This window comes from Stenotrophomonas sp. SAM-B (assembly GCF_013387485.1).
Taxonomy (GTDB): Bacteria; Pseudomonadota; Gammaproteobacteria; order Xanthomonadales; family Xanthomonadaceae; genus Stenotrophomonas; species Stenotrophomonas maltophilia_AA.
Genome location: NZ_JABBXB010000004.1, coordinates 12,860 through 38,317, shown reverse-complemented (window position 1 = coordinate 38,317; position 25,458 = coordinate 12,860). Strand labels below are relative to the sequence as shown.

Annotated in this window: 23 protein-coding genes; 12 read left to right on the top strand and 11 right to left on the bottom strand. The window is 67.3% G+C overall.

What is annotated here, in order from left to right; all coding sequences use genetic code 11:
• The 3 genes from HH110_RS10115 to HH110_RS10105 form a co-directional block, all read right to left on the bottom strand.
• Positions 1 to 1,260, bottom strand: coding sequence for a cytochrome bc complex cytochrome b subunit (locus HH110_RS10115; protein ID WP_176989574.1), 1,260 nt, complete (start codon positions 1,258 to 1,260; stop codon positions 1 to 3).
• A 2-nt stretch (positions 1,261 to 1,262) separates the two neighbouring features.
• Positions 1,263 to 1,883 (bottom strand): ubiquinol-cytochrome c reductase iron-sulfur subunit, encoded by a 621-nt coding sequence (petA, locus tag HH110_RS10110; protein WP_176989573.1) that lies wholly within the window; start codon positions 1,881 to 1,883, stop codon positions 1,263 to 1,265.
• Positions 1,884 to 2,054: 171 nt separating this feature from the next.
• Positions 2,055 to 3,002 (bottom strand): lytic transglycosylase domain-containing protein, encoded by a 948-nt coding sequence (locus tag HH110_RS10105; protein WP_176989572.1) that lies wholly within the window; start codon positions 3,000 to 3,002, stop codon positions 2,055 to 2,057.
• 118 nt (positions 3,003 to 3,120) lie between these two features.
• On the opposite strand from HH110_RS10105, the gene miaB reads away from it, so the two are divergent.
• From miaB to HH110_RS10065, 8 genes are all read left to right on the top strand, one after another.
• Complete coding sequence (gene miaB, locus HH110_RS10100; protein ID WP_176989571.1) at positions 3,121 to 4,584, top strand: tRNA (N6-isopentenyl adenosine(37)-C2)-methylthiotransferase MiaB; 1,464 nt, start codon at positions 3,121 to 3,123, stop codon at positions 4,582 to 4,584.
• A gap of 329 nt (positions 4,585 to 4,913) precedes the next feature.
• A complete protein-coding gene (locus tag HH110_RS10095) occupies positions 4,914 to 5,900 on the top strand; it encodes a PhoH family protein (RefSeq protein WP_176989570.1) in 987 nt (328 codons plus the stop codon).
• A complete protein-coding gene (ybeY, locus tag HH110_RS10090; RefSeq protein WP_121041647.1) occupies positions 5,897 to 6,382 on the top strand; it encodes an rRNA maturation RNase YbeY in 486 nt (161 codons plus the stop codon). The genes HH110_RS10095 and ybeY overlap by 4 nt, the downstream gene beginning before the upstream one ends.
• Before the next feature lie 54 nt (positions 6,383 to 6,436).
• Complete coding sequence (locus tag HH110_RS10085; RefSeq protein ID WP_176989569.1) at positions 6,437 to 7,123, top strand: hypothetical protein; 687 nt, start codon at positions 6,437 to 6,439, stop codon at positions 7,121 to 7,123.
• Positions 7,124 to 7,203: 80 nt separating this feature from the next.
• A complete protein-coding gene (locus HH110_RS10080; protein WP_176989568.1) occupies positions 7,204 to 7,797 on the top strand; it encodes a hypothetical protein in 594 nt (197 codons plus the stop codon).
• 65 nt (positions 7,798 to 7,862) lie between these two features.
• A complete protein-coding gene (locus HH110_RS10075; protein WP_176989567.1) occupies positions 7,863 to 8,744 on the top strand; it encodes an HlyC/CorC family transporter in 882 nt (293 codons plus the stop codon).
• An 8-nt stretch (positions 8,745 to 8,752) separates the two neighbouring features.
• Entirely contained in the window at positions 8,753 to 10,009 is a 1,257-nt protein-coding gene (locus HH110_RS10070; protein WP_176989566.1) for a DUF4105 domain-containing protein, read from the top strand.
• Positions 10,010 to 10,024: 15 nt separating this feature from the next.
• A complete protein-coding gene (locus HH110_RS10065) occupies positions 10,025 to 11,023 on the top strand; it encodes a magnesium and cobalt transport protein CorA (protein ID WP_176989565.1) in 999 nt (332 codons plus the stop codon).
• 92 nt (positions 11,024 to 11,115) lie between these two features.
• On the opposite strand, the gene HH110_RS10060 is transcribed toward HH110_RS10065, so the two are convergent.
• The 7 genes from HH110_RS10060 to HH110_RS10030 all read right to left on the bottom strand — a co-directional run bounded on the left by HH110_RS10060 (position 11,116) and on the right by HH110_RS10030 (position 19,003).
• The gene (locus HH110_RS10060) at positions 11,116 to 12,480 is read right to left on the bottom strand and encodes an NAD-dependent succinate-semialdehyde dehydrogenase (RefSeq protein WP_176989564.1); all 1,365 of its coding nucleotides are present in this window, start codon (positions 12,478 to 12,480) and stop codon (positions 11,116 to 11,118) included.
• 75 nt (positions 12,481 to 12,555) lie between these two features.
• Complete coding sequence (locus HH110_RS10055) at positions 12,556 to 13,401, bottom strand: ABC transporter permease subunit (protein WP_176989563.1); 846 nt, start codon at positions 13,399 to 13,401, stop codon at positions 12,556 to 12,558.
• Entirely contained in the window at positions 13,398 to 14,309 is a 912-nt protein-coding gene (locus HH110_RS10050) for an ABC transporter permease subunit (RefSeq protein ID WP_176989562.1), read from the bottom strand. The genes HH110_RS10055 and HH110_RS10050 overlap by 4 nt, the downstream gene beginning before the upstream one ends.
• On the bottom strand, positions 14,306 to 15,439 hold the full coding sequence (locus HH110_RS10045) for an ABC transporter ATP-binding protein (protein WP_070426989.1): 1,134 nt from the start codon (positions 15,437 to 15,439) through the stop codon (positions 14,306 to 14,308). Before HH110_RS10045 ends, HH110_RS10050 begins: the two co-directional genes overlap by 4 nt.
• A gap of 172 nt (positions 15,440 to 15,611) precedes the next feature.
• On the bottom strand, positions 15,612 to 16,718 hold the full coding sequence (locus HH110_RS10040; protein ID WP_102789220.1) for a polyamine ABC transporter substrate-binding protein: 1,107 nt from the start codon (positions 16,716 to 16,718) through the stop codon (positions 15,612 to 15,614).
• A 132-nt stretch (positions 16,719 to 16,850) separates the two neighbouring features.
• Positions 16,851 to 18,248 carry a glutamine synthetase family protein gene (locus HH110_RS10035; protein ID WP_176989561.1) on the bottom strand — a complete coding sequence of 466 codons (1,398 nt, stop codon included), beginning with the start codon at positions 18,246 to 18,248 and terminating at the stop codon, positions 16,851 to 16,853.
• Positions 18,245 to 19,003 (bottom strand): gamma-glutamyl-gamma-aminobutyrate hydrolase family protein, encoded by a 759-nt coding sequence (locus tag HH110_RS10030; RefSeq protein WP_176989560.1) that lies wholly within the window; start codon positions 19,001 to 19,003, stop codon positions 18,245 to 18,247. The genes HH110_RS10035 and HH110_RS10030 overlap by 4 nt, the downstream gene beginning before the upstream one ends.
• A 196-nt stretch (positions 19,004 to 19,199) precedes the next feature.
• On the opposite strand from HH110_RS10030, the gene HH110_RS10025 reads away from it, so the two are divergent.
• The 4 genes from HH110_RS10025 to HH110_RS10010 all read left to right on the top strand — a co-directional run bounded on the left by HH110_RS10025 (position 19,200) and on the right by HH110_RS10010 (position 24,140).
• Entirely contained in the window at positions 19,200 to 20,486 is a 1,287-nt protein-coding gene (locus HH110_RS10025; RefSeq protein WP_176989559.1) for an FAD-dependent oxidoreductase, read from the top strand.
• A 113-nt stretch (positions 20,487 to 20,599) separates the two neighbouring features.
• On the top strand, positions 20,600 to 22,180 hold the full coding sequence (locus HH110_RS10020) for an MASE1 domain-containing protein (protein WP_176989558.1): 1,581 nt from the start codon (positions 20,600 to 20,602) through the stop codon (positions 22,178 to 22,180).
• A gap of 81 nt (positions 22,181 to 22,261) precedes the next feature.
• Positions 22,262 to 23,608 (top strand): diguanylate cyclase, encoded by a 1,347-nt coding sequence (locus HH110_RS10015; RefSeq protein WP_176989557.1) that lies wholly within the window; start codon positions 22,262 to 22,264, stop codon positions 23,606 to 23,608.
• 70 nt (positions 23,609 to 23,678) lie between these two features.
• Positions 23,679 to 24,140 carry a bacteriohemerythrin gene (locus HH110_RS10010; protein WP_176989556.1) on the top strand — a complete coding sequence of 154 codons (462 nt, stop codon included), beginning with the start codon at positions 23,679 to 23,681 and terminating at the stop codon, positions 24,138 to 24,140.
• On the opposite strand, the gene HH110_RS10005 is transcribed toward HH110_RS10010, so the two are convergent.
• Positions 24,141 to 25,418 carry an MFS transporter gene (locus tag HH110_RS10005; RefSeq protein ID WP_176989555.1) on the bottom strand — a complete coding sequence of 426 codons (1,278 nt, stop codon included), beginning with the start codon at positions 25,416 to 25,418 and terminating at the stop codon, positions 24,141 to 24,143.
• Positions 25,419 to 25,458 lie beyond the last annotated feature (40 nt).

The window sequence follows — 25,458 nt, the reverse complement described above, 5'->3', positions numbered from 1 at the left end:
TCAGTCATGCGTGGTCACCCGGTCCGGTACCGGCTTGGTCCTGTCCAGCTTGGTCCATAGCGGCATGGTGATGAAGAAGGCGAAATACAGGAAGGTCAGCACGCGGCCGAGGTAGGTCTCGTGCGCGTCCGTACCCGGGCCCGAGCCGATCACGCCCAGCCACACGAAGCACACCGCGAACATGCCCAGCAGGCCGCGCGAGAGCAGGCCGCGGTAGCGGTAGGACTTCACCCGCGCCCGATCCAGCCACGGCACCAGGAACAGGATGGCGATCGCGGAGAACATCACGATCACGCCGCCGAGCTTGTTGGGCACCACGCGCAACATCGCGTAATACGGGGTGTAGTACCAGACCGGCTTGATGTGCTCGGGCGTCACCAGGCGGTTGGCTTCGGTGAAGTTGTCGTGCTCGAGGAACAGCCCGCCGAAGGCCGGGGCGAAGAAGATGATGAAGGCGGCGATGATCAGCAGGAAGCCGGCGCCGACCGCATCCTTGAGCGTGTAGTACGGATGGAAGGGAATGCCGTCGGTGGGCGCGATGGCCGACCAGCGGTTGCCCTTCGGGCCCTTCTTGATCTCCACGCCGTCCGGGTTGTTGGAGCCCACTTCATGCAGGGCGCCCAGGTGCAGCACCACCAGCAGCAACAGCACCAGCGGCAGCGCGATCACGTGCAGGGCGAAGAAGCGGTTGAGGGTGGCATCGCTGGGCAGGTAGTCGCCCATGATCCATTCGGTCAGCCCGGTGCCGATCACGGGGATCGCGCCGAACAGCGAGATGATCACCTTCGCGCCCCAGAACGACATCTGGCCCCACGGCAGCACGTAGCCCATGAAGGCTTCGGCCATCAGCACCAGGTAGATCAGCATGCCGAGGATCCAGACCAGTTCGCGCGGCTTCTGGTAACTGCCGTAGAGCAGGCCGCGGAACATGTGCAGGTAGACCACGATGAAGAACAGCGAGGCACCGGTGGAGTGCATGTAGCGGATCAGCCAGCCCCACTCCACGTCCCGCATGATGTATTCGATGGAGGCGAACGCTTCGGCGGCGTTCGTCTTGTAATGCATCGTCAGGAAGATGCCGGTGACGATCTGGTTGACCAGGATCAGCAGCGCCAGCGAGCCGAAGTAGTACCAGATGTTGAAATTCTTCGGCGCGTAGTACTCGCTGACGTGCTTGCGGTAGACCGGCATGAGGCCCGGTGCGCGCGCGTTGACCCAGTCGGCGACGCCGGTGGCGGTACGGGAAAGGATGTTGGCCATGATCAAGCCGCCCCCTGCGGATCAACGCCGATGATGATGGTGTTGTCGTCCTGGTAATGGTGCGGCGGCACCAGCAGGTTGATCGGTGCCGGAACATCCTTGAACACACGACCGGACATGTCGAAGCGCGACTTGTGGCAGGGGCAGAAGTAGCCGCCCTTCCACTGGGGGTCGTAGGGCTCGGGACGGATCTCGGCGACCATTTCCGGCGAACAGCCCAGATGGGTGCACAGCCCGACCAGCACCGAGACCTCGGCCTTGATCGAGCGGAATTCGGGATTCTGCTTGAGCACGTACTCGGGCTGCTGCTCTTTCTCGCCCGACCCGGGGTCCTTCAGGCGGCCGTCCAGTCCGTGCAGCGCCTCGAGGATGGCCTTGGAGCGCTTGACGATCCAGATCGGCTGTCCACGCCACTCCATGACCAGTCGTTGGCCTTCCTGGAGCGCGCTGATGTCGGCAATCACCGGTGCACCGGCCAGTTTGGCGCGGGCGCTGGGATTCCAGGACTTGATGAACGGTACCGCTGCAAATCCGACGCCGACCGCTCCGACCACCGCAGTGGTGGCGGAAAGAAACCGTCGACGTCCAGTGTTGACTGGATCGTTTACCCCATCGTTGGCCATCCGGCACTCCGATATTGATTTAGGTAGCTTGAGGCTGCCAGCAGACCGGTGGGGGCCAGTCCACATTGAATCAGCCGCGAGTGTAGCTGAACCGAAGTCGGCCACACAACGCGGTACTACGGAACGACATTACCCCGACAGTACGGCATCAGGTACCACCGGCGCCATGGGTTATTGATGGCTGGCCACCGCGCCGCGATAGCGGTCGGCCAACAGGGCCACCCGCTTCACGTAATACTGGGTCTCGCTGTAGGGCGGCACGCCACCGTGGCGGTCGACCGCGCCCTCGCCCGCGTTGTAGCCCGCCGCGGCCAGGGTGAGATCGCCATTGAAGCGCTTGAGCAGCCAGGACAGATACTGCACGCCGCCGCGGATGTTCTGCGAGGCATTGAAGGAATCGCTGACGCCGAAGCGGCGCGCGGTGGGCGGCATCAGCTGCATCAGCCCCTGCGCGCCGGCACGACTGAGCGCGGTCGGGTTGTAGGCCGACTCGGCGTGGATGATCGCGCGGACCACCGCTTCCTCGACCCCGAACTCGCGCGCGGCGGCGGCGATCTCGCTCTGGTAGGCCGTGGTGTTGAGCCGCACCGAGCCGAAGTTGACCGCCGGGTTGGCCCCGCAGGCGTAGCAGCGCTCGATGAAACTGTAGTGGATGGTGCGGACCTGGCCCAGGCTGGCGACGCCGGCCGGGCGTGCGCTGGTGTAGTGGCGCACGCCGTCCTTCATATAGGAGTACAGCTGGCCGCTGCGCACCTTTCCCGCCTTGCCGGTGGCCGCTGACGGGGCCGACGGCGCGGTCAGCACCGCGGCCGGGGCCGGGGCGGGCGTGATCGCAGTGGCGGACGTGGCGCTGTCGGCCCGGACGGGGGCTGGCGCCGGCGTCACGATGGCGATCGGGGCCGCCGGGCCCGGCGCGGGCGGCGGCGGCAGGGCCCGGCGAGGCGCGCTGCGGTCCGGCCGGTAGCTGCTGATCACACTGCAGCTGGCCCCGGTCACGCGCTTGCTCACGTAGCTCGGGATACCGTCGCTGCCGACACACTTGTACAGCGTGCCCGCACTGGCCGGCATAGCGGTCAGCGCAGCCAAGGCCAGCGCAGCGATCCCCAACATCCCCTTCATGAGCGGAGTGTCCCCAATTCGTCGGGGATTGCCAAGGGGGGAGCCCGACCCGGCTACAATGGCCTGCTCACCGCAGCCATCCGGCTGCCTGCCCGCCCACCCGACTGGAATAAGCGCCATGACCGGGACGCCAGCTTCGACCGCGCCGACTTCGGCCGGCTCTACCCTGCCTGCCTCTGCTCCTGCCAGCTCCGCCCCCCGCCCCGACCTGCTCCCCCTGCCCGGCGCCAGGCCGCAGGTGACCGGACCGGTGCGCGGCAAGCTGTACATCAAGACCCACGGTTGCCAGATGAACGAGTACGACTCGACCAAGATGGCCGACGTGCTCGCCGCCTCGGAAGGACTCGAGCTCACCGACGACCCGGCCGAGGCCGATGTGTTGCTGATGAACACCTGCTCGATCCGCGAGAAGGCCCAGGAGAAGGTGTTCAGCCAGCTGGGTTACTGGAAGGCACTGAAGAACAACGGCCGCGGCGTGATCATCGGCGTCGGCGGCTGCGTGGCCTCGCAGGAAGGCGAGGCGATCATCAAGCGCGCGCCGCACGTGGACCTGGTGTTCGGCCCGCAGACCCTGCACCGCCTGCCGGAGCTGATCCGCCAGCGCCGTGAATCGGGCAAGTCGCAGGTGGACATCAGCTTCCCGGAAATCGAGAAGTTCGACGCCCTGCCCGAACCGCGCGCCGAGGGTGCCTCCGCGTTCGTCTCGATCATGGAAGGCTGCTCGAAGTACTGCTCGTTCTGCGTGGTGCCCTACACCCGCGGCACCGAAGTCAGCCGCCCGTTCGAGGACGTGGTGGTGGAAGTCGCGCAGCTGGCCGCCCAGGGCGTGCTGGAAATCAACCTGCTGGGGCAGAACGTCAATGCCTACCGCGGCCCGTATGGCGACGGCGAGTTCGCCGACCTGGGGCTGCTGATCCGCACCATCGCCGAGATCGACGGCGTGGGCCGGATCCGCTTCACCACCTCGCATCCGCTGGAGTTCAGCGACTCGCTGATCGACGCGTACCGCGATGTGCCGCAGCTGGCCAACTTCCTGCACCTGCCGGTGCAGGCCGGCAGCGATCGCGTGCTGTCGGCGATGAAGCGCGGCTACACCGCGCTGGAGTTCAAGTCCAAGATCCGCAAGCTGCGCGCGGTGCGCCCGGACATCTCGATCAGTTCGGATTTCATCGTCGGCTTCCCCGGCGAGACCGACGCCGAGTTCGAGAAGACCATGAAGCTGATCGAGGACGTGGGCTTCGACCAGAGTTTCTCCTTCATCTATTCGCGCCGGCCGGGTACCCCCGCCGCCGATCTGGAAGACACCACCCCCGATGCGGAAAAGCACGCGCGCCTGTCGCGCCTGCAGGCCCGGATCAACGAGCAGGCCGCGGCCATCTCCGAGAAGATGGTCGGCACCGTGCAGACCGTGCTGGTGGAAGGTCCGTCCAAGCGCAACCCGAACGAGTTGACCGGCAAGAGCGAGAACATGCGCTCGGTGAATTTCCCGGGGCACCCACGCCTGATCGGCCAGTTCGTCGATGTGGTGATCACCGAGGCGTACAGCAATTCGCTGCGTGCGCGGATGGTGACCGCCGACTGAGCCGCGTGCCGCGCGCACTGGTCATGAAATGATCACGTGCTCGCGGCCCTTGCCCGCCTTGGGGCGACGCGGCTTATCCACACCTTTCTCCCGCGCCCACCCACAGGGCGTGTGGATGACCACGCCACGACGCGCGCACCGTTGACGTTTTTTTGATCACGCGATCGAATCCGTTGCCGCACAAGGGCTGGCGGCCGCTATCCACAGGTTGCTGCACCGGCGTTGCACAGGCGGTGTGGAAAAGTAGCGGCCGCCCGATACCCGCGCTACCCTGTTCTCCCTTTCCCTGCTTGCGGCCCGGTCGGCTGGACCGGCGGCCGCCGGACGCAATGACCGCACTCGCACAACGCGACTTCACCCTCACCCCGGAAGACAACGAACGCCTGGCCAACATGGCCGGCCCATTCGACGAACATCTCCGGCAGGTGGAACTCAAACTCGGCGTGGAAATCGCCAACCGTGGCCACGTCTTCCGCGTGACCGGCCCCAAGGCCGTGGTCGCCGATGCGCAGGCCCTGATCGAAGCGCTGTACGCCGAGGCCGGCGACGTGGTGTTCGACAGCCATGCCATCCACCTGCGCCTGAACCAGGCCAACGTGGAGCATGTGGTCGAGCGTGCCTACGAGGCCCAGGACGTGGCGATCAAGGTCAAGCGCGGCACGGTGCGCGGCCGCGGCGCCAACCAGGCGCGCTACCTGCACCAGATCACCACCCACGACATCAACTTCGGCATCGGTCCGGCCGGTACCGGCAAGACGTTCCTGGCCGTGGCCAGCGCGGTCGAAGCGCTCAACGAAGCGCGCGTGCAGCGCCTGATCCTGGTCCGCCCCGCGGTGGAGGCCGGCGAGAAGCTCGGCTTCCTGCCCGGCGACCTGAGCCAGAAGGTCGACCCGTACCTGCGCCCGCTGTACGACGCGCTGTATGAAATGCTCGGCGTGGAAAAAGTGCTCAAGCTGCTGGAAAAGAACGTCATCGAGATCGCGCCGCTGGCCTACATGCGCGGGCGCACGCTCAACGATGCGTACGTGATCCTGGACGAAGCGCAGAACACCACGGTCGAGCAGATGAAGATGTTCCTGACCCGGCTGGGCTTCGGCTCCACGGCGGTGGTGACCGGTGATCTCACCCAGACCGATCTGCCCAAGCACGTGAAATCCGGCCTGCGCGATGCGATCGATGTGCTGCGTGACGTGGAGGGCGTGAGCTTCACCTTCTTCGAAGCGCGCGACGTGGTCCGGCATCCGCTGGTGGCCCGTATCGTCAGCGCCTACGACCGCCGCGATCTGCAGCAGGTCCAACCCGGAGCAACCCCATGACCCGTGGTCCCGTGCGACTGGATGTCGCGATCAGCTACGCCCTGCCCCGCGCCGGCCTGCCGTCGGCGGTGAGCTTCCGCAAGTGGGTTGCCGCGGCCCTGAAGGGCCGCATCCGCGAGGCCGATCTGGCGATCCGCCTGGTCGACGCCAAGGAAGGCCAGTCCCTGAACCGCCATTACCGCGGCAAGGATTACGCCACCAACGTGCTCAGCTTCCCGGCCGAACTGCCGGAGGGCCTGCCCAAGGGCGTCAAGTTCCCCCTGCTCGGCGATCTGGTGATCTGCGCCCCGGTAGTCGCCCGCGAAGCGGACGAACAGGGCAAGGCACTCAACGCCCATTACGCGCACCTCACCGTGCACGGCGTGCTGCACCTGCTCGGCTGGGACCATGAGGACGAGAAGGAAGCCGATGCCATGGAACAGCTGGAGCGTGACATCCTGGCCGAACTGGGCATCGCCGATCCGTATGCCGGCGAGCGCTGAGCGCCCCCTCGATACCTGTGTTGATCCCTCTGCCCTACAAGGATGTATGCCGCGATGCCGTCACCTGACCGCCGCTCGGCACTGGGCCCCCTGCTGCTCGCACTGTCGCTGGCGGGCGTGGTGTATTCCGCCCTCGGCGCGCCAGGTCTGCCGGCACTGACACCGGCAGGCCGCGATCCCGGTGCGATCCGGTTGGGCATGCTGGCGCTCTCGGCGGTGATCGCCCTGCTGTCCCTGGCCCCGGCGCGCAGCTGGTGGGCTGCACATCAACGGCGCGCGCTCCTGCCCGCACACTGGGCCGACCGCCTGGACGGCATGGCTGCCGGCGTATTCGTCGTGGGCCTGCTGACCAGCGTGGTGGCGGGCCTGGTCCTGCCCCGCCTGCTGGCCGGCCCAGGCGACGCCGCGCTCAGCGCCACCGGCCTGGGCGTGGTGGCTTGGTCGGGACTGGCGGCGGCACTGGCCGCACCGACGGGCTGGCGCACGTTGTATCGCTGGGCCCGGCGCGATGGTGCCCCGCCCGCACAGTCCCCGGTCTTCCGCGCACGGCCGGTGCAGGTGGCGCTGCTGTTCGTCCTTGCCGCGGCCTTCGCGCTGGTGTTCGGCCGCACGCTGATCACGCTCACCGCCAGCGGCCCGGAAGCGCTCCATCTGGGCGCCTCGGCCTTGGTCCTGTGCGCGGCGGGGATCGCGATCGTCACCTTCACCGCCACGCTGCGCTGGCTGCTGCGCCGTCGCTGACGGCCTGCCACGCGGGACCGCCCCCCGTTATGATCGTCGCCGCGTCCGTGCCGTGCACGCCTGTTGATGGACCTGCTCCGATGACCCCGTTGCGATTTGCCTGCCTGGGCCTGCTCGGCCTGCTGCCTGCCCCGGCGTTTGCCGACGCGGCGCCGCTGGACCTGCCCGCTTTGATTGAATGCCGCAAGAGCGTGAGCGATTACGATGCCGTCGCCCCGGTCGTGGCGGACCCGCTCAAGGCGGTCGCCAATGGCCTGCAGCCGTTGCCGCAGACCAACCAGTTCATGACCGAATTCCGCCTGGCCGCGCCGATCACGGTCTTCGGCCAGCGCGCCGAGTACATCACGGTGGCCGGGGCCAGCATCATGGCGATCCTGGACCTGGCCGATCCGCGCCCGCTGGCCAAGCGCCTGGCCCTGGAAGACGGTGTGGATACCCCGGAGAAGTTCATGGCCGGGCGCGAGCTGGTCAGCCGCGACGTCACCGACCCGCGTACCGGCGAGGCCCTGATCGAGTCGGTGATCCTGAGCCTGTCCACGGTGAAGTCCCACCCCGGCCGGACCCTGGCCGGCTGTACCTACAGCCTGGACCTGCCGCCGGAAGAGGAGACCCCGCCCCCTGCTGCCGCCCCGGGCCCCGCGCCGGGCGTGAATCCCCCCTCGGCAGGCCGCTGACAGGCGCCCGCATCCTGATAGACTAAATCCAACGCCCGGCACGCCGGGTGCCTTTTTTTCCAGAGATGTCTGAAGACGACAGTAGTAGCTCCACCCAGGAGCACAATGAAAAGAAGCGCAGCTGGCTCGAACGCCTGACCTCTGCCTTCTCCGGCGAACCCCACACCCGCGACGAGCTGGTGGCGGTCCTGCACACCGCGCACGAAGACGGCCTGATCGCCGCCGACACGCTGCGGATGATGGAAGGTGCCATCGCGGTGGCCGAGCTCACCGTCGGCGACGTGATGATCTCGCGCTCGCAGATGGTCTCCCTGCCGGTCGAAGCCCCCTTCCTTGAACTGATGAAGCAGGTGGTCGAATCCGGCCATTCGCGCTTCCCGGTGCACGGCGACAACAAGGACGACATCCTCGGCATCCTGCTGGCAAAGGACCTGCTGCGCGGCGTGGTCGCCGACAACGGGCCGGCCAACATCCGCGAGCTGCTGCGCCCGGCGGTGCTGATCCCCGAGGCCAAGAAGCTCAACGTGCTGCTCAAGGAGTTCCGGCTGTCGCGCAACCACATGGCCATCGTGGTGGATGAGTACGGCGGTGTCGCCGGGCTGGTCACCATCGAGGACGTGCTGGAGCAGATCGTCGGCGAGATCGATGACGAGCACGACGAAGCCGAGGACCACACCTCGCAGATCGCGATCCAGGCCGACGGCCAGTACGTGGTCGACGCGCTGACCGCGATCGAGGATTTCAACGAGCGTTTCGGCGCCACGTTCCCCGATGATGATTACGACACCATCGGTGGCCTGGTCACCGAGGCGATCGGGCACCTGCCGGAAACCGGCGACGAACTCACCCTGGACCGCTTCGTGTTCCGGGTCGCGCGTGCCGATGCCCGCCGCGTGCAGGCGTTCCACGTGACCGTACTGCCGCCTGACACCCACAACGAGGATTGACCCACGCCATGCGGCCCCCTTTGAATCGGTGGTCGCTGTGCCGCCTGTTGTTCGTGTTGTCGCTGATGGCGATGGCCAGCCTGCCCTTCGGGGCGCTGGCCGCGCAGGATGCCGCGCCGGTCAGTGATGCCCCGGCCTCCGTTGCCGCGGCGCCGCGCATCGGCGTGGTCACCATGCAGCCGGGCGAGATCTTCTTCGAACGCTTCGGGCATGACGCCCTGGTCGTGGTCGACCCGGTCACCGGCGACGCCACCTCCTACAACTTCGGTTACTTCGACCCGAGCGAATCCGATTTCATCGGCAACTTCGTGCGCGGCGACATGATGTATTACCTGGTCGCGCTGCCCCTCGGGCAGGATCTGTCGTACTACCAGGAGAGCGGTCGCGGCGCGAGCGTGCAGTGGCTGGACCTGACACCTGGGCAGGCGCATGCCCTGGCCGCCTCGCTGGCCGAGCGCGCCAAGCCGGAGAACGCGCGCTACCACTACGATTACTACACCGCCAACTGCGCGACCATGGTCCGCGATGCGATCGATGGCGCGCTCGGCGGCGGGCTGCATTCGCAGCTGTCCGGGCGCTCGCGCGGCAACACCTACCGCAGTGAATCGGTGCGCCTGGCGTCGCCGTCGCCGTGGATGTGGCTGGGCTTCGATATCGGCCTGGGCCCGTTCGCCGATCAGCCGCTGTCGCGCTGGCAGGAGGCGTTCGTGCCGATGCGCCTGGCCGATGCGCTGCGCCAGGCGCGCAACAGCGAAGGTCGCCCGCTGGTGCAGGCCGAGCAGGAACTGCTGCCGCACCGGATCGCCCCGGAACCGGCCGAGTCGGCCCGGAGCTGGTGGCCCTGGCTGCTGTGCGGCCTTGTTGCCGCCGCGGGCGTGGCGGCGCTGCGCCGACGGCGCCGCCTGCTCGGCGGCCTGGCGCTGCCGTTCTGGCTGTTCTGCGGGATCGGTGGCGCGCTGCTGACCTACCTGTGGGGCTTCAGCGCGCACCAGGCCGCCTGGGCCAACCGCAACCTGCTGCAGCTCTCGCCGCTGTGCCTGCTGCTCCTGCCCGGCGCGATCACCCTGCTGCGCGGCCGCGTGCCGCGTGCGTGGTTCCGGATCGTGCTGTGGGCGGTCGCTGGCCTCTCGCTGCTGGGCCTGGTGCTGCATTGGCTCACGCTGCAGGCGCAGTACAACCTGCAGTGGATCGTGCTGCTGCTGCCGATCCACGTGGCGCTGGCGTGGGCGCTGGCCCGCCGTGACCCGCCCGTCACGGGCCGCTGACGCACGATGCCCGCCATGGATACCGTCACACCCGAGAATCCCGCCTGCGTCATCAACTGCGTTCACTACGATGACCAGGGCAAACGGCACGACATCAGCCTGGATGCGATCAGTGATGTGATCGCCAGCGACAACGGCTTCGTCTGGGTGGGGCTCTACGAACCCCAGGACAGCGTACTGCTGAAGCTGCAGGAAGAGTTCGGCCTGCACTCACTGGCTATCGAAGACGCGCGCAACGCCCATCAACGGCCCAAGGTCGAGGCGTACGGCAACTCGCTGTTCGTGGTGGTGACCACCGCGCAGATGGTCGACGAGCGCATCCAGTACGGCGAGACGCATGCCTTCCTCGGGCCGCGCTTCCTGGTCACGGTGCGCCACGGCGCCTCGCTGTCCTACGCGGCACCGCGCGCCCGCGTCGAGCGCGAGCCGGAGCTGCTGCGCACGATGGGGCCGTCGTACTGCCTGTATGCGGTGCTGGATTTCGTGGTCGACAACTACCTGCCGATCACCCAGCGCTACCGCGACACGCTGGAGCTGCTGGAGAAGGACATCTTCTCCGACAACTACAAGCGCCATACCGTGGTGCGCCTGTACGAGCTCAAGCGCGAGCTCAACAAGATGCGCATGGCAGTCGCGCCACTGCAGGACATGCTCTCGCAGATCAAGCGCTACCAGGGCGACCTGGTGCCGGACGAAGTGAAGCTGTACCTGCGCGACGTGCACGACCACGCCGTGCGGATCAGCGATGTGATCGACACCCTGCGCGAAATGCTGGGGACCGCGCTGAGCGTGAACCTGTCGCTGGTGACCCTGGCACAGGGCGAGACGGTCAAGCGCCTGGGTGCGTGGGCAGCGCTGCTGGCCGCCCCGACCCTGATCACCAGCTGGTACGGCATGAACTTCACCCACATGCCCGAACTGGACAAGCCCTGGGCCTACCCCGCCATGATCATCGGCGTGGGTGCGGTATGCGTTGGCCTGTACCGCCTGTTCAAGCGCGCCCGCTGGCTGTAGGTAGGTAGCGACCGTTGGTCGCTACGACGGCGACCGTTGGCCGTTAAGGCGGTGAGCCGACCACCGGTCGGCTCCTACCCCGATCGGTGGCATCAGGCCACGTAAACGGTCTTGATGTTCATGAACTCATGGATGCCGTGCTCGGCCAGTTCGCGGCCGAAGCCGGAGCGCTTGCTGCCGCCGAACGGCAGGCGCACGTCGCTCTTGACGATGGCGTTGACGAAGGCGGCACCGCATTCCAGCTGCTGGGCAATCGCTTCGCCGCGCACCGGGTCGGTGGTCCACACGCTGCCCCCCAGCCCGAAGCTGGTGTCATTGGCCACGCGCAGCGCCTCGGCCTCGTCGCCGACCCGCAGGATCGCGGCCGCCGGGCCGAACAACTCTTCGTCATAGGCCGGCATGCCGGGGGTGACGTTGTCCAGGATGGTTGCCGGGTAGCCCGCGTGCGAGCCGGCCACCGGCTCGCCACCGAGCAGCAGCGTGGCGCCCTTGGCGATGCTGTCCTGCACCTGCTTGTGCAGCTCGTCGCGCAGGTCCGCGCGTGCCATCGGCGCCAGCGTGGTGGTCTCGTCCTGCGGATCGCCGTAGACGCGCTTGCCTGCCGCGGCGACGAACTTTTCCACGAAGGCATCGGCGATCGCATCGACCACGATGAAGCGCTTGGCCGCGATGCAGGTCTGGCCGCTGTTGTCGAAGCGTGACTTCACCGCGGCGGCGACCGTCTTCTCGAGATCGGCGTCGGCCAGCACCACGAACGCGTCGCTGCCGCCCAGCTCCATCACGCACTTCTTGAGCTGGTCACCGGCATTGGCCGCGATGGACCGCCCGGCGCGTTCGCTGCCGGTCAGGGTGACCGCCTTGATCCGCTTGTCGCGCAGCACCTCGGCCGCCTGGTCGTTGTCGATGTGCAGCACATCGAACACGCCCTCGGGCAGGCCGCCGTCGCGACATATCGCCAGGATCAGGTCCGCGCACTGCGGCACGTTGCTGGCGTGCTTGAGCAGGGCCACGTTGCCGGCCATGAATGCCGGGGCGAGGAAACGGAACACCTGCCAGATCGGGAAATTCCACGGCATCACCGCGAACACGCAGCCGATCGGCTCATAGCGCACGTAGCTGCGCTGGGCTTCGGTATCGATCAGCTGCGGCTTGAGGTAATCGGCCGCGTGGTCAGCGTAGAACTCGCAGGCCCCGGCGCACTTCTCGATCTCGCCCAGCGCCTCCCCCTTGAGCTTGCCCATCTCGCTGGTCATCGCCTGCTGGATGTCGCCTTTGCGCTGGCGCAGCTGGGCGGCGATGGCACGCAGGATCGCCCCGCGCTCCTGCAGCGAGCGTGCGGCCCAGGCCGGGAACGCCTCGGCGGCAGCGGCCAGGCGCTGCTCGACCTCTTTGGCGGTGAGCAGTTCATGGCGATACGTGACCTGGCCGGTCGCAGGATTGATGATGTCAACGGTCATCGCGGGTCTCCGAAAGTCAGACCCGCAGTGTGCGCCCGGCCACGTGATCCGGATGTTGCCGGATCAGGATGACGTTCAGCCGGGGTCCTGCAGCGCCATCTGCATGTCGCGCTGGCGACGCTTCTCCGTGCGCGCGGTGATGTACCACCCGATCACCGCCGCGATCGACACCGCCAGCACCATCAGGGTGGCCAGCGCATTGATCTCGGGCTTGATGCCCATCCGCACCGAGGAGAACACCTTCATCGGCAGGGTGGTCGAGTTCGGCCCCGCCACGAAGCTGGCGATCACCACGTCATCCAGCGACAGCGTGAATGCCAGCAGCCAGCCGGCCACCAGCGCCGGGGCGATGATCGGCAGGGTGATCTGGAAGAACACCTTCAGCCGGCTGGCGCCGAGATCCATCGCGGCCTCTTCCAGCGAGCGGTCCAGTTCCTGCAGGCGCGAGGACACCACCACCGTCACGAAGGACAACGTGAACGTGACATGCGCGATCCAGATGCTGGTCACGCCGCGGCTGGGGAAGCCCGGGATGCCGCCCATCGCCACCAGCAGGGTCATCAGCGAGAAGCCCAGGATCACTTCCGGCATCACCAGCGGCGCGGTGATCAACGCTCCGAACAGCGTCTTGCCCGGGAAGCGGCGCATGCGGGTCATCACCATCGCCGCCATCGTGCCGAGCACGGTGGCCGCACAGGCGGTCCAGAACGCGACCTTGAGGCTGATCCAGAGCGCATCCAGGATCTGCCGGTTGTTGAACAGTTCGCCGTACCAGCGCGTGGAGAAACCCGACCAGACCGTGGCGAGCTTGGAGGCGTTGAAGGAGTACACCATCAACAACAGGATCGGCAGGTACAGGAAGGCGAAGCCCAGCCCGAGCAGGCTCCAGCCCAGCCAGCGGTTGCTGCGTACCATGCTCATGCCAGCTTCCCTTCCAGCTCGCGCTGCTGCATGCGGTTGAACAGCAGGATCGGCACCAGCAGCAGGGCCAGCATCACGATCGCCACCGCCGAGGCCGTCGGCCAGTCGCGGTTGTTGAAGAACTCGCCCCACAGCACGCGCCCGATCATCAGCGTATCCGGCCCGCCCAGCATTTCCGGGATCACGAATTCACCCACGGCCGGAATCATCACCAGCATGCAGCCGGCGATGATGCCGGTGCGCGACAGCGGCAACGTGATCCGCAGGAAGGCCTGCCACGGCTTGGCGCCGAGATCGTAGGCGGCCTCGAGCAGGCGGTTGTCCAGCTTGACCAGGTTGGCGTACAGCGGCAGCACCATGAACGGCAGATAGCAGTACACGATGCCGATGTAGGCCGCAGTCGGGGTGTACAGGATCTGCAGCGGCGCATCGATCACGCCGATCTTGAGCAGCAGCTGGTTGAGCAGGCCGTTGCGGTCGAGGATGCCGATCCAGGCATACACGCGGATCAGGAACGAGGTCCACGAGGGCAGCACCACCAGCATCATCGCCACGTTGCGCGCGGCCGGGCTCATCCGCGAGATCACGTAGGCCATCGGGTAGCCGATCAGCAAGGTGAGCAGGGTCGAGATCACCGCGATCTTGATCGAGCTCAGGTACGCCAGCAGGTACTGGTTGTCCTTGACCAGGGCCGCGTAGCTGCCGAGGTTGAGCTTGAGCGAGAAGGCGCCGTCCACGTACTCCAGCAGCCAGGTGTACGGCGGCGAGCCGACCTGGGTGCGCGCGAAGGAGATCATCAGGATGATCACGAACGGCACCGCGAAGAACAGCAGCAGCCACAGGTACGGCGCGGCGATCACGCCGGCGCGCGTGCCCGGGAGCCAGCGCTTCCAGCCGGTCGCGCTCATGAGGTCAGCACCACGCCGTCGTTGTCGCGCCAGTGCACCCACACGGTGTCACCCCAGGTCAGGCCATCGCTGGCCCAGCGCTGCGAGTTGGCGAAGTTGGACAGCACCTTGGCCCCGCTCGGCAGTCGCACATGGAACACCGAGTGACTGCCGAAATAGGCGATCTCCTCGATCACGCCCTGGGCCTTGTTGGTGTCGCCGGCCGGCTCGTCCTTGCCGATCATCACCTTCTCCGGGCGCAGCGCGAACGCCACCGGCTGGCCTTCGTAGCCGGTGATGCCGTGGGCGACGTAGATCGGCGCGGGGAACAGCGGCGTGCGCACGGTGACGTACTCGGGAAGGTCTTCATCCAGCACGCCGTCGAACAGGTTCACCGAGCCGATGAACTCGGCCACGAAGCGGTTGGCCGGCTGCTCGTAGATTTCATCCGGCTTGCCGACCTGCTGGATCCACCCGGCGTCCATCACCGCGATCCGGGTGGCCATGGTCATGGCCTCTTCCTGATCGTGGGTGACCATCACGCAGGTCACCCCGGTGGTCTCGATGATGTTGACCAGCTCCAGCTGCATCTGCGAGCGCAGCTTCTTGTCGAGCGCGCCCATCGGCTCATCCAGCAACAGCAGCTTCGGACCCTTGGCCAGCGACCGCGCCAGCGCCACGCGCTGCTGCTGGCCGCCGGACAGCTGGTGCGGTTTGCGCTTGGCCAGCTTGCCCAGCTGCACCAGTTCCAGCATTTCGCCGACGCGGCGGTTGATCGCATCGCGGGCCATGCCGTCCTGCTTCAGGCCGAAGGCGATGTTCTGCTCCACCGTCATGTGCGGGAACAGCGCATAGGACTGGAACATCATGTTGATCGGGCGCTGGTACGGCGGCAGCGCGTTGATGCGCTGGCCGTCCAGGTCGATGGTGCCCTGGGTCGGTGTCTCGAAGCCGCCCAGGCAGCGCAGCAGCGTGGATTTGCCGCTGCCGGAGCCACCAAGCAGCGCGAAGATTTCGCCCTTGCGCACGTCGAGGGTGACGTCATCGAGCGCGACGAAGCCGTCGAACTCCTTGCGCAGCGCGCGGATGGACAGGTAGCCCGGTTCCAGGACCGGGAGGACCGCGCCTTCCGGCTTGGCTTCAAATGGCATGGGGGGCGGCTCCGGGAGCGGCGGCAGGACGGGGGGAGCATCCCATTTTACCGGTCGTCGTGGCGTCATGCGCTACCCGGTCGGGCGGCCCGCTTCGCCGGGCCCGGGGCGGATTGCCGCCCCTCCCCCTGAAACGACGACGCCGGCACGGGGCCGGCGTCGCAGGGGCGGGTCAGCGCCCGGTCTTCACCTCGGTCCACAGCCGGGTATAGAGCTTGTCGACCTCGGGCGTGTTGATCGAATAGGTGAACATCTTCGCCGCCACATCGGCCGGCGGGTAGATGGTCGGGTCGGTACGGATCGCTTCGTCCACCAGCGGCGTGGCCGTGGTCACCGGGTTGGCGTAGTGGATGAAGTTGGTGTTGGCCGCGGCGACCTTCGGCTCCAGCAGGTAGTTGATGAAGGCATAGGCGGCCTCCGGGTGCTTGGCATCCTTGGGGATGGCCAGCATGTCGAACCACTGCGGGGCGCCTTCGCGCGGGATCGAGTACGCCACGGTCACGCCGTTGGAGGCCTCGGCCGCGCGGTCACGGGCCTGGATGATGTCACCGGACCAGCCCACCACCAGGCAGGTACCGCCGTTGGCCAGCGAGCCCACGTACTGCGAGGAGTGGAAGTTCTGCACGTACGGGCGGATGGTCTTGAGCAGCGCGGCGGCCTTCTCCAGCGTGGCCGGGTCCTGGCTGTGCGGATCCTCGCCCAGGTAATGCAGCGCGATCGGGATCATGTCCGACGGCGTATCCAGGATCGTGATCCCGCAGTCCTTCATCTTGGCGATGTTTTCGGGCTTGAAGATCAGGTCCCAGCTGTTGGCGATCTCGGTGCTGCCACCGAAGCGCTGCTTGAGCAGCTCCACGTTGTAGCCGATGCCGGTGGTGCCGATCATGTACGGCACGCCGTATTCGTTGCCGGGATCCTGCTGCGCGATGCGCTTCATCACGCTCGGATCGAGATTGGCCAGGTTCGGGATCCTGCTCTTGTCCAGCGGCAGGAACACGCCGGCCTTGATCTGGCGGCCGAAGAAGTTCAGCGTCGGCACGACCACGTCGTACCCGCTGTTACCGGCCAGCAGCTTGGTTTCGACCATCTCATCGCTGTCGAACACGTCATAGGTCACCTTGGTGCCGGTGGCTTTCTCGAAATTCGGGATGGTGTCTTCGGCGATGTAATCGCTGTAGTTGTAGACGTTCAGCACCTTGGCGTCGTCCTGCTTGTCACCGCCGCCACAGGCGGTCAGCACGGATACGGCAATGCCGAGGGTGAGGATTCGCAGCTTCATCGGACTCTCCACAGGTCAGGTGCGAGTTGGGGGGAACCGGCCGGACCGGCGCAACGGGTGCCAGCCTACCGGGCATGTCCCCATTTTCCCAGCACACGGCCCTCACGGCCATGCCGGATGGGGTGCCTGGGGTCAGACGTTGAGCAGCAGGAACTCGCGCTCCCAGGAGCTGATCACCCGGAAGAACGTCTCGTATTCCTTGCGCTTGACCGACACATAGGCGCGGCAGAAGCGCTCGCCGAGCATCTCGCGCAGCTCCGGGCAGCCTTCCAGCCCGTCCAGCGCCTCGCCCAGCGAGCGCGGCAGGTCGTAGCCGAGCTCCTTGGCGCTGCCGCTGATCGGCGCGGTCGGCGAGCCCTGCTCGCGGATGCCGAGCAGCCCGGCGGCCAGGGTCGCGGCGATCGCGAGGTAGGGGTTGGCGTCCGAACCAGCGAACCGGCTTTCCACCCGCATGTTCTCGGGCGTGTCCAGCGGCACCCGCAGCCCGCAGGTGCGGTTGTCGAAGCCCCAGTGCACGTTGCTGGGCGAGACTTCGCCGAACATCAGCCGGCGGTAAGAGTTGACGTTCGGCGCGAAGAACGCCATCGCGGCCGGCACGTATTTCTGCAGGCCGGCCAGGTAGTGGCCGAACAGCGGGCTGAAATCCTCACCGCCATGCTCGCCGGTGAACACATTGCTGCCATCGCTGATCTTCAGCAGGCTCTGGTGGATGTGCATCGCACTGCCCGGCTCGTTCTCCATCGGCTTGGCCAGGAACGTGGCATAGATGCCGTGGCGCATCGCCGATTCGCGCATGGTGCGCTTGAACAGGAACACCTGGTCGGCCAGGTCCATCGCGTTGGCGTGGGTGAAGTTGACCTCCAGCTGCGCCGCGCCGGATTCGTGGATCAGCGTGTCCACGTCCAGCTTCATCGCATCGCAGTAGTCGTACATCAGATCGAGGATCGGATCGAACTCGTTGACCGCATCGATGGAGTAGGACTGGCGCGCCGTCTCCGGTCGCCCGGAGCGGCCGGCCGGCGGCAGCAGCGGGAAGTCCGGATCGGTGTTCTTCTGGACCAGGAAGAACTCGAGCTCCGGTGCCACCACCGGGCGCAGGCCCAGTTCGGCATAGGCATTGAGGACGCGACGCAGCACGTTGCGCGGGGCCAGCTCATGCGGCTCGCCGGTCTTGGTGAAACAGTCATGGATGACCTGCGCGGTCGGATCGGTCGCCCACGGCACCATGCGGACGGTGTCGGCATCAGGGCGCAGGATCATGTCCGAATCCGAGGGGGAGGTCAGCTCGTAATAGTCGTCCGGGAATTCGCCGGTGACCGTCGTGGCGAAGATGCCTTCCGGCAGGCGAGTGCCGTAATCGTGCGAGAACTTGTCGGCCGGAATGATCTTGCCGCGGGCATTGCCGGTGATGTCCGGCACCAGGCACTCCACCTCGGTGATCCGCCGGTCCTTGAGCCAGCGCAGCAGCGTGCTCTCCTGCGGAACAGGCTTGGGGGCGGCGGCTTTGCGCGAACGCGTTCGGGTGGTCATGACCGGTCTGCTGTAAGGGAGTTGCGGCGACAAGCATCGCCGAAGGCATGGAAAATACTGTGATAGAACGGATTGTCGGCCACCCGCCACTCCGGATGCCACTGCACCCCGAGCACGAAACGATGCGTGGTGCTGCGCGCGGCCTCGATCAGGCCGTCCTCGGCGACGGCCTCGATCTGCAGCCCCTCGGCCAAGCGATCGATGCCCTGCCCGTGCACGGAATTGACCCGCGCCGACGATGCCCCGGCCCAACCGGCCAGCCAACCGCCGTCGGACAGCCGGATGTCATGTGCAGGACCATACTGCACCTCGACGGGCGCGTCCGGATCTTCACGATGATCGCTCATCCCCGGTACCTCGTGCACACGCGGATGCAGGCTGCCGCCCAGGGCCACGTTCAACTCCTGGAAACCGCGGCAGATCGCCAGCACCGGCAGGTCGCGCGCCAGCGCTTCGTGCAGGAGCGACAGCGCGTTCGCATCACGGGCCGGATCATGGCGGTTGCCCGGCCAACTGGGCGGCCCGGCATACAGATGCGGCTCGATGTTGCTCACCGCGCCGGTGAGAAGCACGCCCTGCAGGCGATCCAGCCAATGCGCGGCCGGCAACGGCGGCTGCAGGCTGGGCAGCAGCACCGGCGTGACGCCGGCCGCCTCGACCAGCGCGCGGAGGTACTTCTCACCCGCCGCGGCGAAGCGGTGATGGCCCAGCATCGTGCTGTCGGTGGGCAGGCCGACCCAGGGGGGCGAGACCATGCGTCATGCTCGGATGACCTGCGGCCACGTTACCCCTGCGCGCAGACCCCGCGCAACACGCGGCCGCGCCGGCGAAGCACGACCCATCACATGCCGGCGGCAAAGGCTGCGACAGACTGCGTGCTGTTCCGCGCGTCGGTTGCTGGCATCCTCTGTCCATGATTGTCGTCCTCACCTTTTTCCGCCGGTGCCCGGCGTGACCGCCGCCGGCGAAGCGCACGCGCCGAGCTGGTACGCCGACAGCGTGCCTGGCACGCCACTGCGTGCGCCGCTGGCCGGCGACCTGAACGCCGATGTCTGCGTGCTCGGCGCCGGCTACACCGGACTCTCCGCCGCCCTGACCCTGGCCGAGCGCGGCTATCGCGTCGTGCTGCTGGAGGCCCATCGTGTCGGCTGGGGCGCCTCCGGCCGCAACGGCGGCCAGGCGATCGTCGGCTACGGCTGCGAAGTGGATACGCTGGAGCATCTGGTCGGCGCCGAGGACGCGCGGGCGCTGTTCGCGTTTTCACGCGACGGCATGCGCCTGCTGCGCGACCGCATCGCCCGCCACCAGATCGACTGCGACTGGCGTGACGGCCATGCCAGCGTGCCGATCAAACCCCGCCAGGAGCGCATGCTGCGTGCCGGGCTGATGGATCTGGCCCAGCGCTACGACTATCCCCTGGAGTGGTGGGACCGCGCGCAGTTGCGCGGACAGCTGGACAGCCCGCGCTACCGCGGGGCCATGTTCGATCCCCACAGCGGCCACCTGCATCCGCTGGCCTATGCGCAAGGCCTGGCGCGCGCGGCCGAGGGGGCCGGGGCGGTGATCCACGAACAGTCGCCGGTCCTGCAGCTGATCCGAGGGGCACGGCCGCAACTGCGCACCGCGCACGGCACGGTAACAGCCGACCATGTGGTGATCGCCGGCAACGCGTGGCTGGAAGGCATCGCGCCGGAGTTGGAATCGCGGATCATGCCGGTGGGTACGTATATCGGCGCCAGTACGGTGCTGGGCCAGGCACGCGCGCAGTCGCTGATCCGCAACGACATGGCCGTGGCCGATGTCAGCTGGGCGCTGGACTATTTCCGGCTGAGCCGCGACCACCGCCTGCTGTTCGGCGGCCAGGCCAGCTACTCCGCCCTGCCCCCACCCGGCCTGCGCGGGGTCATGACCCGGCGCATGCGCGCGGTGTTCCCGCAGCTGGCCGATGTGGAACTGGAGTTCGTCTGGGGTGGCTATGTCGACATCACCCGCAACCGCGCCCCGCATTGGGGCCGGCTCACCCCGAATGTCTATTTCGCGCAGGGCTTCTCGGGCCACGGCGTGGCGGCAGCCGGGCTCGCCGGCCAGGTCCTGGCCGAGGCCATCGCCGGGCAGGCCGAGCGCCTGGATGTGTTCGAACGCATCCCGCACCGGCCCTTCCCCGGCGGGCGCATGCTGCGGACGCCGCTGCTGGTCGCGGCGATGTCCTGGTACAAGCTGCGGGATGCGTTGTGGTGATCCCCACGTAGACACGATTGCGCCATGCCCGTTCTGCCGATACCGTCCGATCTGAACGGACGCTCGTGTCATGTCGTACCTGCCGGGGGTGTTCCGGCCGGGATGGGGAGGGGATGGTGGGACTGCAGTGGTCGAAAGAAGGTCTTCAGCTGAGTCTGCGCATCCAGCCCGCGGGGCTGGTGATTGCCGTGGTGTATGCCGTCGCCTGCTGGGGTGCGCGGAAATTCTCCCTCGACCAGTTCTACCTGCCGGCCGGCGTCCGTGTCGCCGCGCTGCTGGTCTGCCCACCGAGGCTGTGGCCCTACCTCCTGCTGGGCGAGTACGCCTACTTCGCGCAGATGCGGATTCCCATGATCGGCAGGTACGGCCTGGCGTGGGTGGTCCTGGGGTCGGTACTGCTCATGCCCGCCGTCGCGATGATCGTGCACCTGCATCGCAGGATGATGGCGGGCACGAGCGTCATCTGGCTGCTGTCCGTCGCCGCGTCCGCCGCCATTGTCGTCACCGCGATCAATCTCACCGGGTCGCATCTGCTGTGGCCGGTACCGCCCGCGATCCCTGTCACGAGCAGCGCAGCCCGGATGATCCTGGGTGACTTCATCGCCATCCTGACGCTTGCGTTGCCTGCACTGCTCTGGACACGGCGCCGGAGCGAACCGGAATGGTCGCGGCGCTTCGTGGTACCCACCCTGGCCGCCATCGCGCTGACCCTGTTGCTGGGCATCTCCTCCATCGTGACGCCGCCGGAGACTGACGGTGCCAAGGCCAGTGTATTGCTGTTGATGGCCCTGCCTGCGATCGCGCTGACCTGTATGCACGGTTGGCGCGGCGCCGCCATCGGCGTTCCGCTGCTCAACCTGATCATCCACATCACGACGCCCAGCACCGGCCTTCCCGAATCCTTCGATGCGCAGACCTTCGCCACCCAGCAGAGCATGGCCGTGGTCAGCATCGCGCTTCTCGCGCTGGGCTCCAGCATCAGCCATTACCGCCAGCAATACCGGACCCGCGAGCAGGCCGAGAAAGCGGCCCTCGCGCTCGCCAGAACCTCGCAGATCTCCAGTGAGATCATCCTCAGGGAGCGTGCGCTCCACCTGCAGAGCAGCGGCGAGGGAATGGATGTGTCGCTCAGCCAGGTGGTGACCTGGCTCCAGGCGCACGGACACCACGACACGGCCGCTGCGCTGCTGCACACCTCCGCACGCCATTCACGGCAGTTCCGCGAGCAGGCCAGCATGCTCTATCCCACCGCGCTGGAGCAGCTCGGCCTCTATCTGGCCCTGCAGACAGGCGGCCTCCGCGAGAGCTGGGAACGATCGGACCGCATGGCCCAGCCACGCCTGGCGGGCGACCCATGTCGATTGAGCGTGGACGTGCAGCTGGCCGCCTATCGCACGTTGAGCGACGCGGTGTCCCTGCTGCTTGGGCAGGAGACCGGGCAGCTCCGGGTGCATGTGCGCTGCGGCCGGGTCCGGCAGCAGCGCGGGATCGTGATCGTCGTGGCCCTGCTCGACAGCGACCGCCAGCTTTCGCAGGCGACGGCGGCACTGGCGCGCGAGCGGCTGGCGGCGCGCGCACTGGCCTACGGCGGCGCAGTACGTTGCCGCCACAATCGCGTCAGCATCCTGCTGACCGAGACCGCCCTGCCTGCCTCCCGATGGAGCGATGCGCTGCTGCGCACGGGCGCCGCGTAGGGGCCGCTGCGCGTCGACCTAAAGTTGCGTGTGAAACCGCCGCTATCTGTCCCGACCCACTCGGAACCGAGCGTACGCCTCATGCCGGCACTGTTGCAGGGCGCTGACCTCAGCGACCCCGGTGATGCCCTGCCCCAGCGGATCCTGCTGGTGGAAAACTCGCGCACGTTCACCAGCATGCTGCGCGAGGCGATCGAGCAGCGGCTGGAGCTGCCGGTCTCGGTGGCGACCAGCCTGGCCGAAGCCGGTCGGCTGCTCGATGAAGAAGAGGGCTGGTTCCTGGTCCTGACCGGGCTGGTCCTGGCCGATGGCGACCGCGACACCGTGGTCGATTACTTCCTGTCGCGCGGGCTGCCCACGGTGGTGGTCAGCGGCGTCTACGACGAAGACCTGCGCAAGCGCGTACTGCAGCAGCAGATCATCGATTACGTACTCAAGAACACGCCGGGCAGCATCGACTACCTGGTGTGGCTGGTGCAGCGGCTGGAGCGCAACCGGCGCATCGCCGCCCTGGTGGTGGACGACTCGATGTCGGCGCGGATGTACGCCGCCTCGCTGCTGCGCATGTACGGGCACGACGTCTACGAGGCCGCCGACGGTGCCGAGGGGCTCAAGGCGATCGAGGCCCATCCGGCGATCCGGCTGGCCGTGGTCGACCAGGAAATGCCCGGCATGGAGGGCGTGGAGTTCACCCGCCGCCTGCGCACCATGCGCTCGCGCGACAAACTGGCGGTGATCGGCATTTCCGGCAACACCGATCCATCGCTGATCCCGCGTTTCCTCAAGAACGGCGCCAACGATTTCCTGCGCAAGCCCTTCTCGCGCGAAGAGTTCTTCTGCCGCGTCTCGCAGAACGTGGATCAGCTCGAGCTGATCGGCACCCTGCAGGACCTGGCCACCCGTGATTTCCTGACCGGCCTGCCCAACCGCCGGTGTTTCCTGGAGCAGAGCCAGCGCCAGCTGCCGCAGCTGCACCTGGACGGTGAACAGGTCGCGGTGGCGATGATCGACATCGACCACTTCAAGCACATCAACGATACGCATGGGCATGAGGCCGGTGACGATGCGCTGCGCGCGGTCGCGGCGGCGGTCGCCCAGCACGCCCGCCAGGACGACCTGGTCGCGCGCTTCGGTGGCGAGGAGTTCTGCCTGCTGGTGCCGGGCCTGGACCAGGAGGCAGCGCTGGTCTACTTCGACGAACTGCGCCAGACGATCGCCGCGCTTGAGGTCGACCTGGGCCATACCACCCTGCGCATGACGGTCAGCATCGGACTGTGCTGCCTGCGCCCGCAACGCGATTCGCTGCACCGGCTGATCTCCGAGGCCGACCGGCAGCTGTACCTGGCCAAGGCGGGGGGCCGCAACCGGGTCCACTGCGCCACCGTGGCCACCGGCCCACGCCAGCGCGAGCCCGCCCTGGCGCCTTGATCGAGATCAACGCGGCCCCGGCCGCGACTGCCTAGAGTCGCCCCCAGTTGAACAGCGCGGGGAACGCACCATGGCACTTCTGGTCTGGCAGGACGATCTGAACATCGGCATCGATGTCATCGATCACCAGCACATGCGCATCGTGGAGATGCTCAACCACCTGCACGTCGCCCAGAAGAGCCTGGAGCGGCTGGCCGTGGCCGAAGTGATCGACGAGCTGGTGGACTACACGATGTCCCACTTCGCCTTCGAAGAAGAGCTGATGGAGGAAGCCGGCTACCCGTTCTGCGCGGCGCACAAGCGCGTGCACGAAATTTTCGGCAAGCGCGTGGGCGAGTACCGGCTGCGCTTCCAGGCGGGCGAAGACGTCACCGAAGAGCTGCGCACGATGCTGTCGCGATGGCTGTTCAACCACATCCGTGGCGATGACAAGTCCTACGCGCCGCAGGTCAAGCAGCACCTCAACCAGTTCGCGCGCGACCACCAGCAGGGCAGCTGGCTGGGCCGCACGCTCAAGCGCTTCTTCCGCTGATCAGCGCCCGCGCCGGCCCATCGCCAGCAGCGCCACGATGGTGATCAGCGCGGTCACGCACAGGTAGTAGCCCACCGCCACCAGGCCGTAGCGTTCGGCCAGCCAGGTGGCCACGTACGGCGCCGGTGCGGCACCGAGGATGCCGGCCAGGTTGAACGAGAGCGAGGCGCCGGTATAGCGCACCTGGACCGGATAGATCTCGGCCAGGAAGGTGCCGCAGGGCCCATACGTCAGCCCCATCAGGAACAGGCCCAGCGCCAGGAAGCCCAGCACCAGCCATGGGCTGCCCGCCTGGAACAGCGGCGCGAACACCACGCCGAAGGCGAGGATCAGGCCACTGGCGACGATCATGGTGCGGCGCGTGCCCCAGCGGTCGCCGTACAGCGCGGAAATCGGAATGCCCGCCGCGAAGAACAGGATGCCGACCATCTGCAGCAGCAGGAACTGCTCACGCGAATAGCCCAGCACGGTGGTGCCGTGGCCCAGCGTGAACACCGTCATCAGGTAGAACAGCACGAAGGTGGCGAATGCCCCGAGGGTGCCCAGCACCAGGGTCAGCGGATGCTCGCGCAGCACCGTCAACATCGGCAGCTTGACCCGTTCGTTGCGGTCCAGCGCGGCCTGGAACTGCGGGGTCTCGTGGATGTTCAGGCGTACCCACAGGCCGATGCCGACCAGCAGCGAGCTGGCCAGGAATGGCACGCGCCACCCCCACTGCAGGAAGTCGGCCTCGCTCATCGCGCGCCCCAGCAGCAGGAAGATGCCGGCCGAGAGCAGGAAGCCCAGCGGCGCACCCAGCTGCGGGAACATGCCGTACCAGGCCCGTTTGCCGGGCGGTGCATTCTCGGTGGCCAGCAGCACCGCGCCGCCCCACTCCCCGCCCAGCCCCAGGCCCTGGCCGAACCGGCACAGCGCCAGCAGCGCCGGCGCCACCAGGCCGATGCTGGCATGCGTGGGCAGCAGGCCGATCGCCACGGTCGAGATGCCCATCGTGAGCAGCGCCGCCACCAGGGTGGCCTTGCGCCCGATGCGGTCGCCATAGTGGCCGAACACCGCCGAACCGACCGGCCGCGCGATGAACGCGACGGCGAAGGTCGCCAGCGACTGCAGCATCGCCGCCCCGTCGCTGCTCTCCGGGAAGAACAGGTGCGGAAACACCAGCACCGCCGCCGTGGCGTAGATGTAGAAATCGAAAAACTCGATGGTGGTGCCGATCAGGCTCGCCAGCAGGATGCGGCGGGGGGAGTTCACGACAGGGGCGACAGCAGGTGTGGACATCGGGTACGCAGGAATAGGCAGCTGCCGGATTCTGCCACGC

Bases quoted from the DNA above. Each gene is read 5' to 3' on its own strand.
- HH110_RS10115 (WP_176989574.1), bottom strand. From the start codon at position 1,260: ATGGCCAACATCCTTTCCCGTACCGCCACCGGCGTCGCCGACTGGGTC.
- petA (WP_176989573.1), bottom strand. From the start codon at position 1,883: ATGGCCAACGATGGGGTAAACGATCCAGTCAACACTGGACGTCGACGG.
- HH110_RS10105 (WP_176989572.1), bottom strand. From the start codon at position 3,002: ATGAAGGGGATGTTGGGGATCGCTGCGCTGGCCTTGGCTGCGCTGACC.
- miaB (WP_176989571.1), top strand. From the start codon at position 3,121: ATGACCGGGACGCCAGCTTCGACCGCGCCGACTTCGGCCGGCTCTACC.
- HH110_RS10095 (WP_176989570.1), top strand. From the start codon at position 4,914: ATGACCGCACTCGCACAACGCGACTTCACCCTCACCCCGGAAGACAAC.
- ybeY (WP_121041647.1), top strand. From the start codon at position 5,897: ATGACCCGTGGTCCCGTGCGACTGGATGTCGCGATCAGCTACGCCCTG.
- HH110_RS10085 (WP_176989569.1), top strand. From the start codon at position 6,437: ATGCCGTCACCTGACCGCCGCTCGGCACTGGGCCCCCTGCTGCTCGCA.
- HH110_RS10080 (WP_176989568.1), top strand. From the start codon at position 7,204: ATGACCCCGTTGCGATTTGCCTGCCTGGGCCTGCTCGGCCTGCTGCCT.
- HH110_RS10075 (WP_176989567.1), top strand. From the start codon at position 7,863: ATGTCTGAAGACGACAGTAGTAGCTCCACCCAGGAGCACAATGAAAAG.
- HH110_RS10070 (WP_176989566.1), top strand. From the start codon at position 8,753: ATGCGGCCCCCTTTGAATCGGTGGTCGCTGTGCCGCCTGTTGTTCGTG.
- HH110_RS10065 (WP_176989565.1), top strand. From the start codon at position 10,025: ATGGATACCGTCACACCCGAGAATCCCGCCTGCGTCATCAACTGCGTT.
- HH110_RS10060 (WP_176989564.1), bottom strand. From the start codon at position 12,480: ATGACCGTTGACATCATCAATCCTGCGACCGGCCAGGTCACGTATCGC.
- HH110_RS10055 (WP_176989563.1), bottom strand. From the start codon at position 13,401: ATGAGCATGGTACGCAGCAACCGCTGGCTGGGCTGGAGCCTGCTCGGG.
- HH110_RS10050 (WP_176989562.1), bottom strand. From the start codon at position 14,309: ATGAGCGCGACCGGCTGGAAGCGCTGGCTCCCGGGCACGCGCGCCGGC.
- HH110_RS10045 (WP_070426989.1), bottom strand. From the start codon at position 15,439: ATGCCATTTGAAGCCAAGCCGGAAGGCGCGGTCCTCCCGGTCCTGGAA.
- HH110_RS10040 (WP_102789220.1), bottom strand. From the start codon at position 16,718: ATGAAGCTGCGAATCCTCACCCTCGGCATTGCCGTATCCGTGCTGACC.
- HH110_RS10035 (WP_176989561.1), bottom strand. From the start codon at position 18,248: ATGACCACCCGAACGCGTTCGCGCAAAGCCGCCGCCCCCAAGCCTGTT.
- HH110_RS10030 (WP_176989560.1), bottom strand. From the start codon at position 19,003: ATGGTCTCGCCCCCCTGGGTCGGCCTGCCCACCGACAGCACGATGCTG.
- HH110_RS10020 (WP_176989558.1), top strand. From the start codon at position 20,600: ATGGTGGGACTGCAGTGGTCGAAAGAAGGTCTTCAGCTGAGTCTGCGC.
- HH110_RS10015 (WP_176989557.1), top strand. From the start codon at position 22,262: ATGCCGGCACTGTTGCAGGGCGCTGACCTCAGCGACCCCGGTGATGCC.
- HH110_RS10010 (WP_176989556.1), top strand. From the start codon at position 23,679: ATGGCACTTCTGGTCTGGCAGGACGATCTGAACATCGGCATCGATGTC.
- HH110_RS10005 (WP_176989555.1), bottom strand. From the start codon at position 25,418: ATGTCCACACCTGCTGTCGCCCCTGTCGTGAACTCCCCCCGCCGCATC.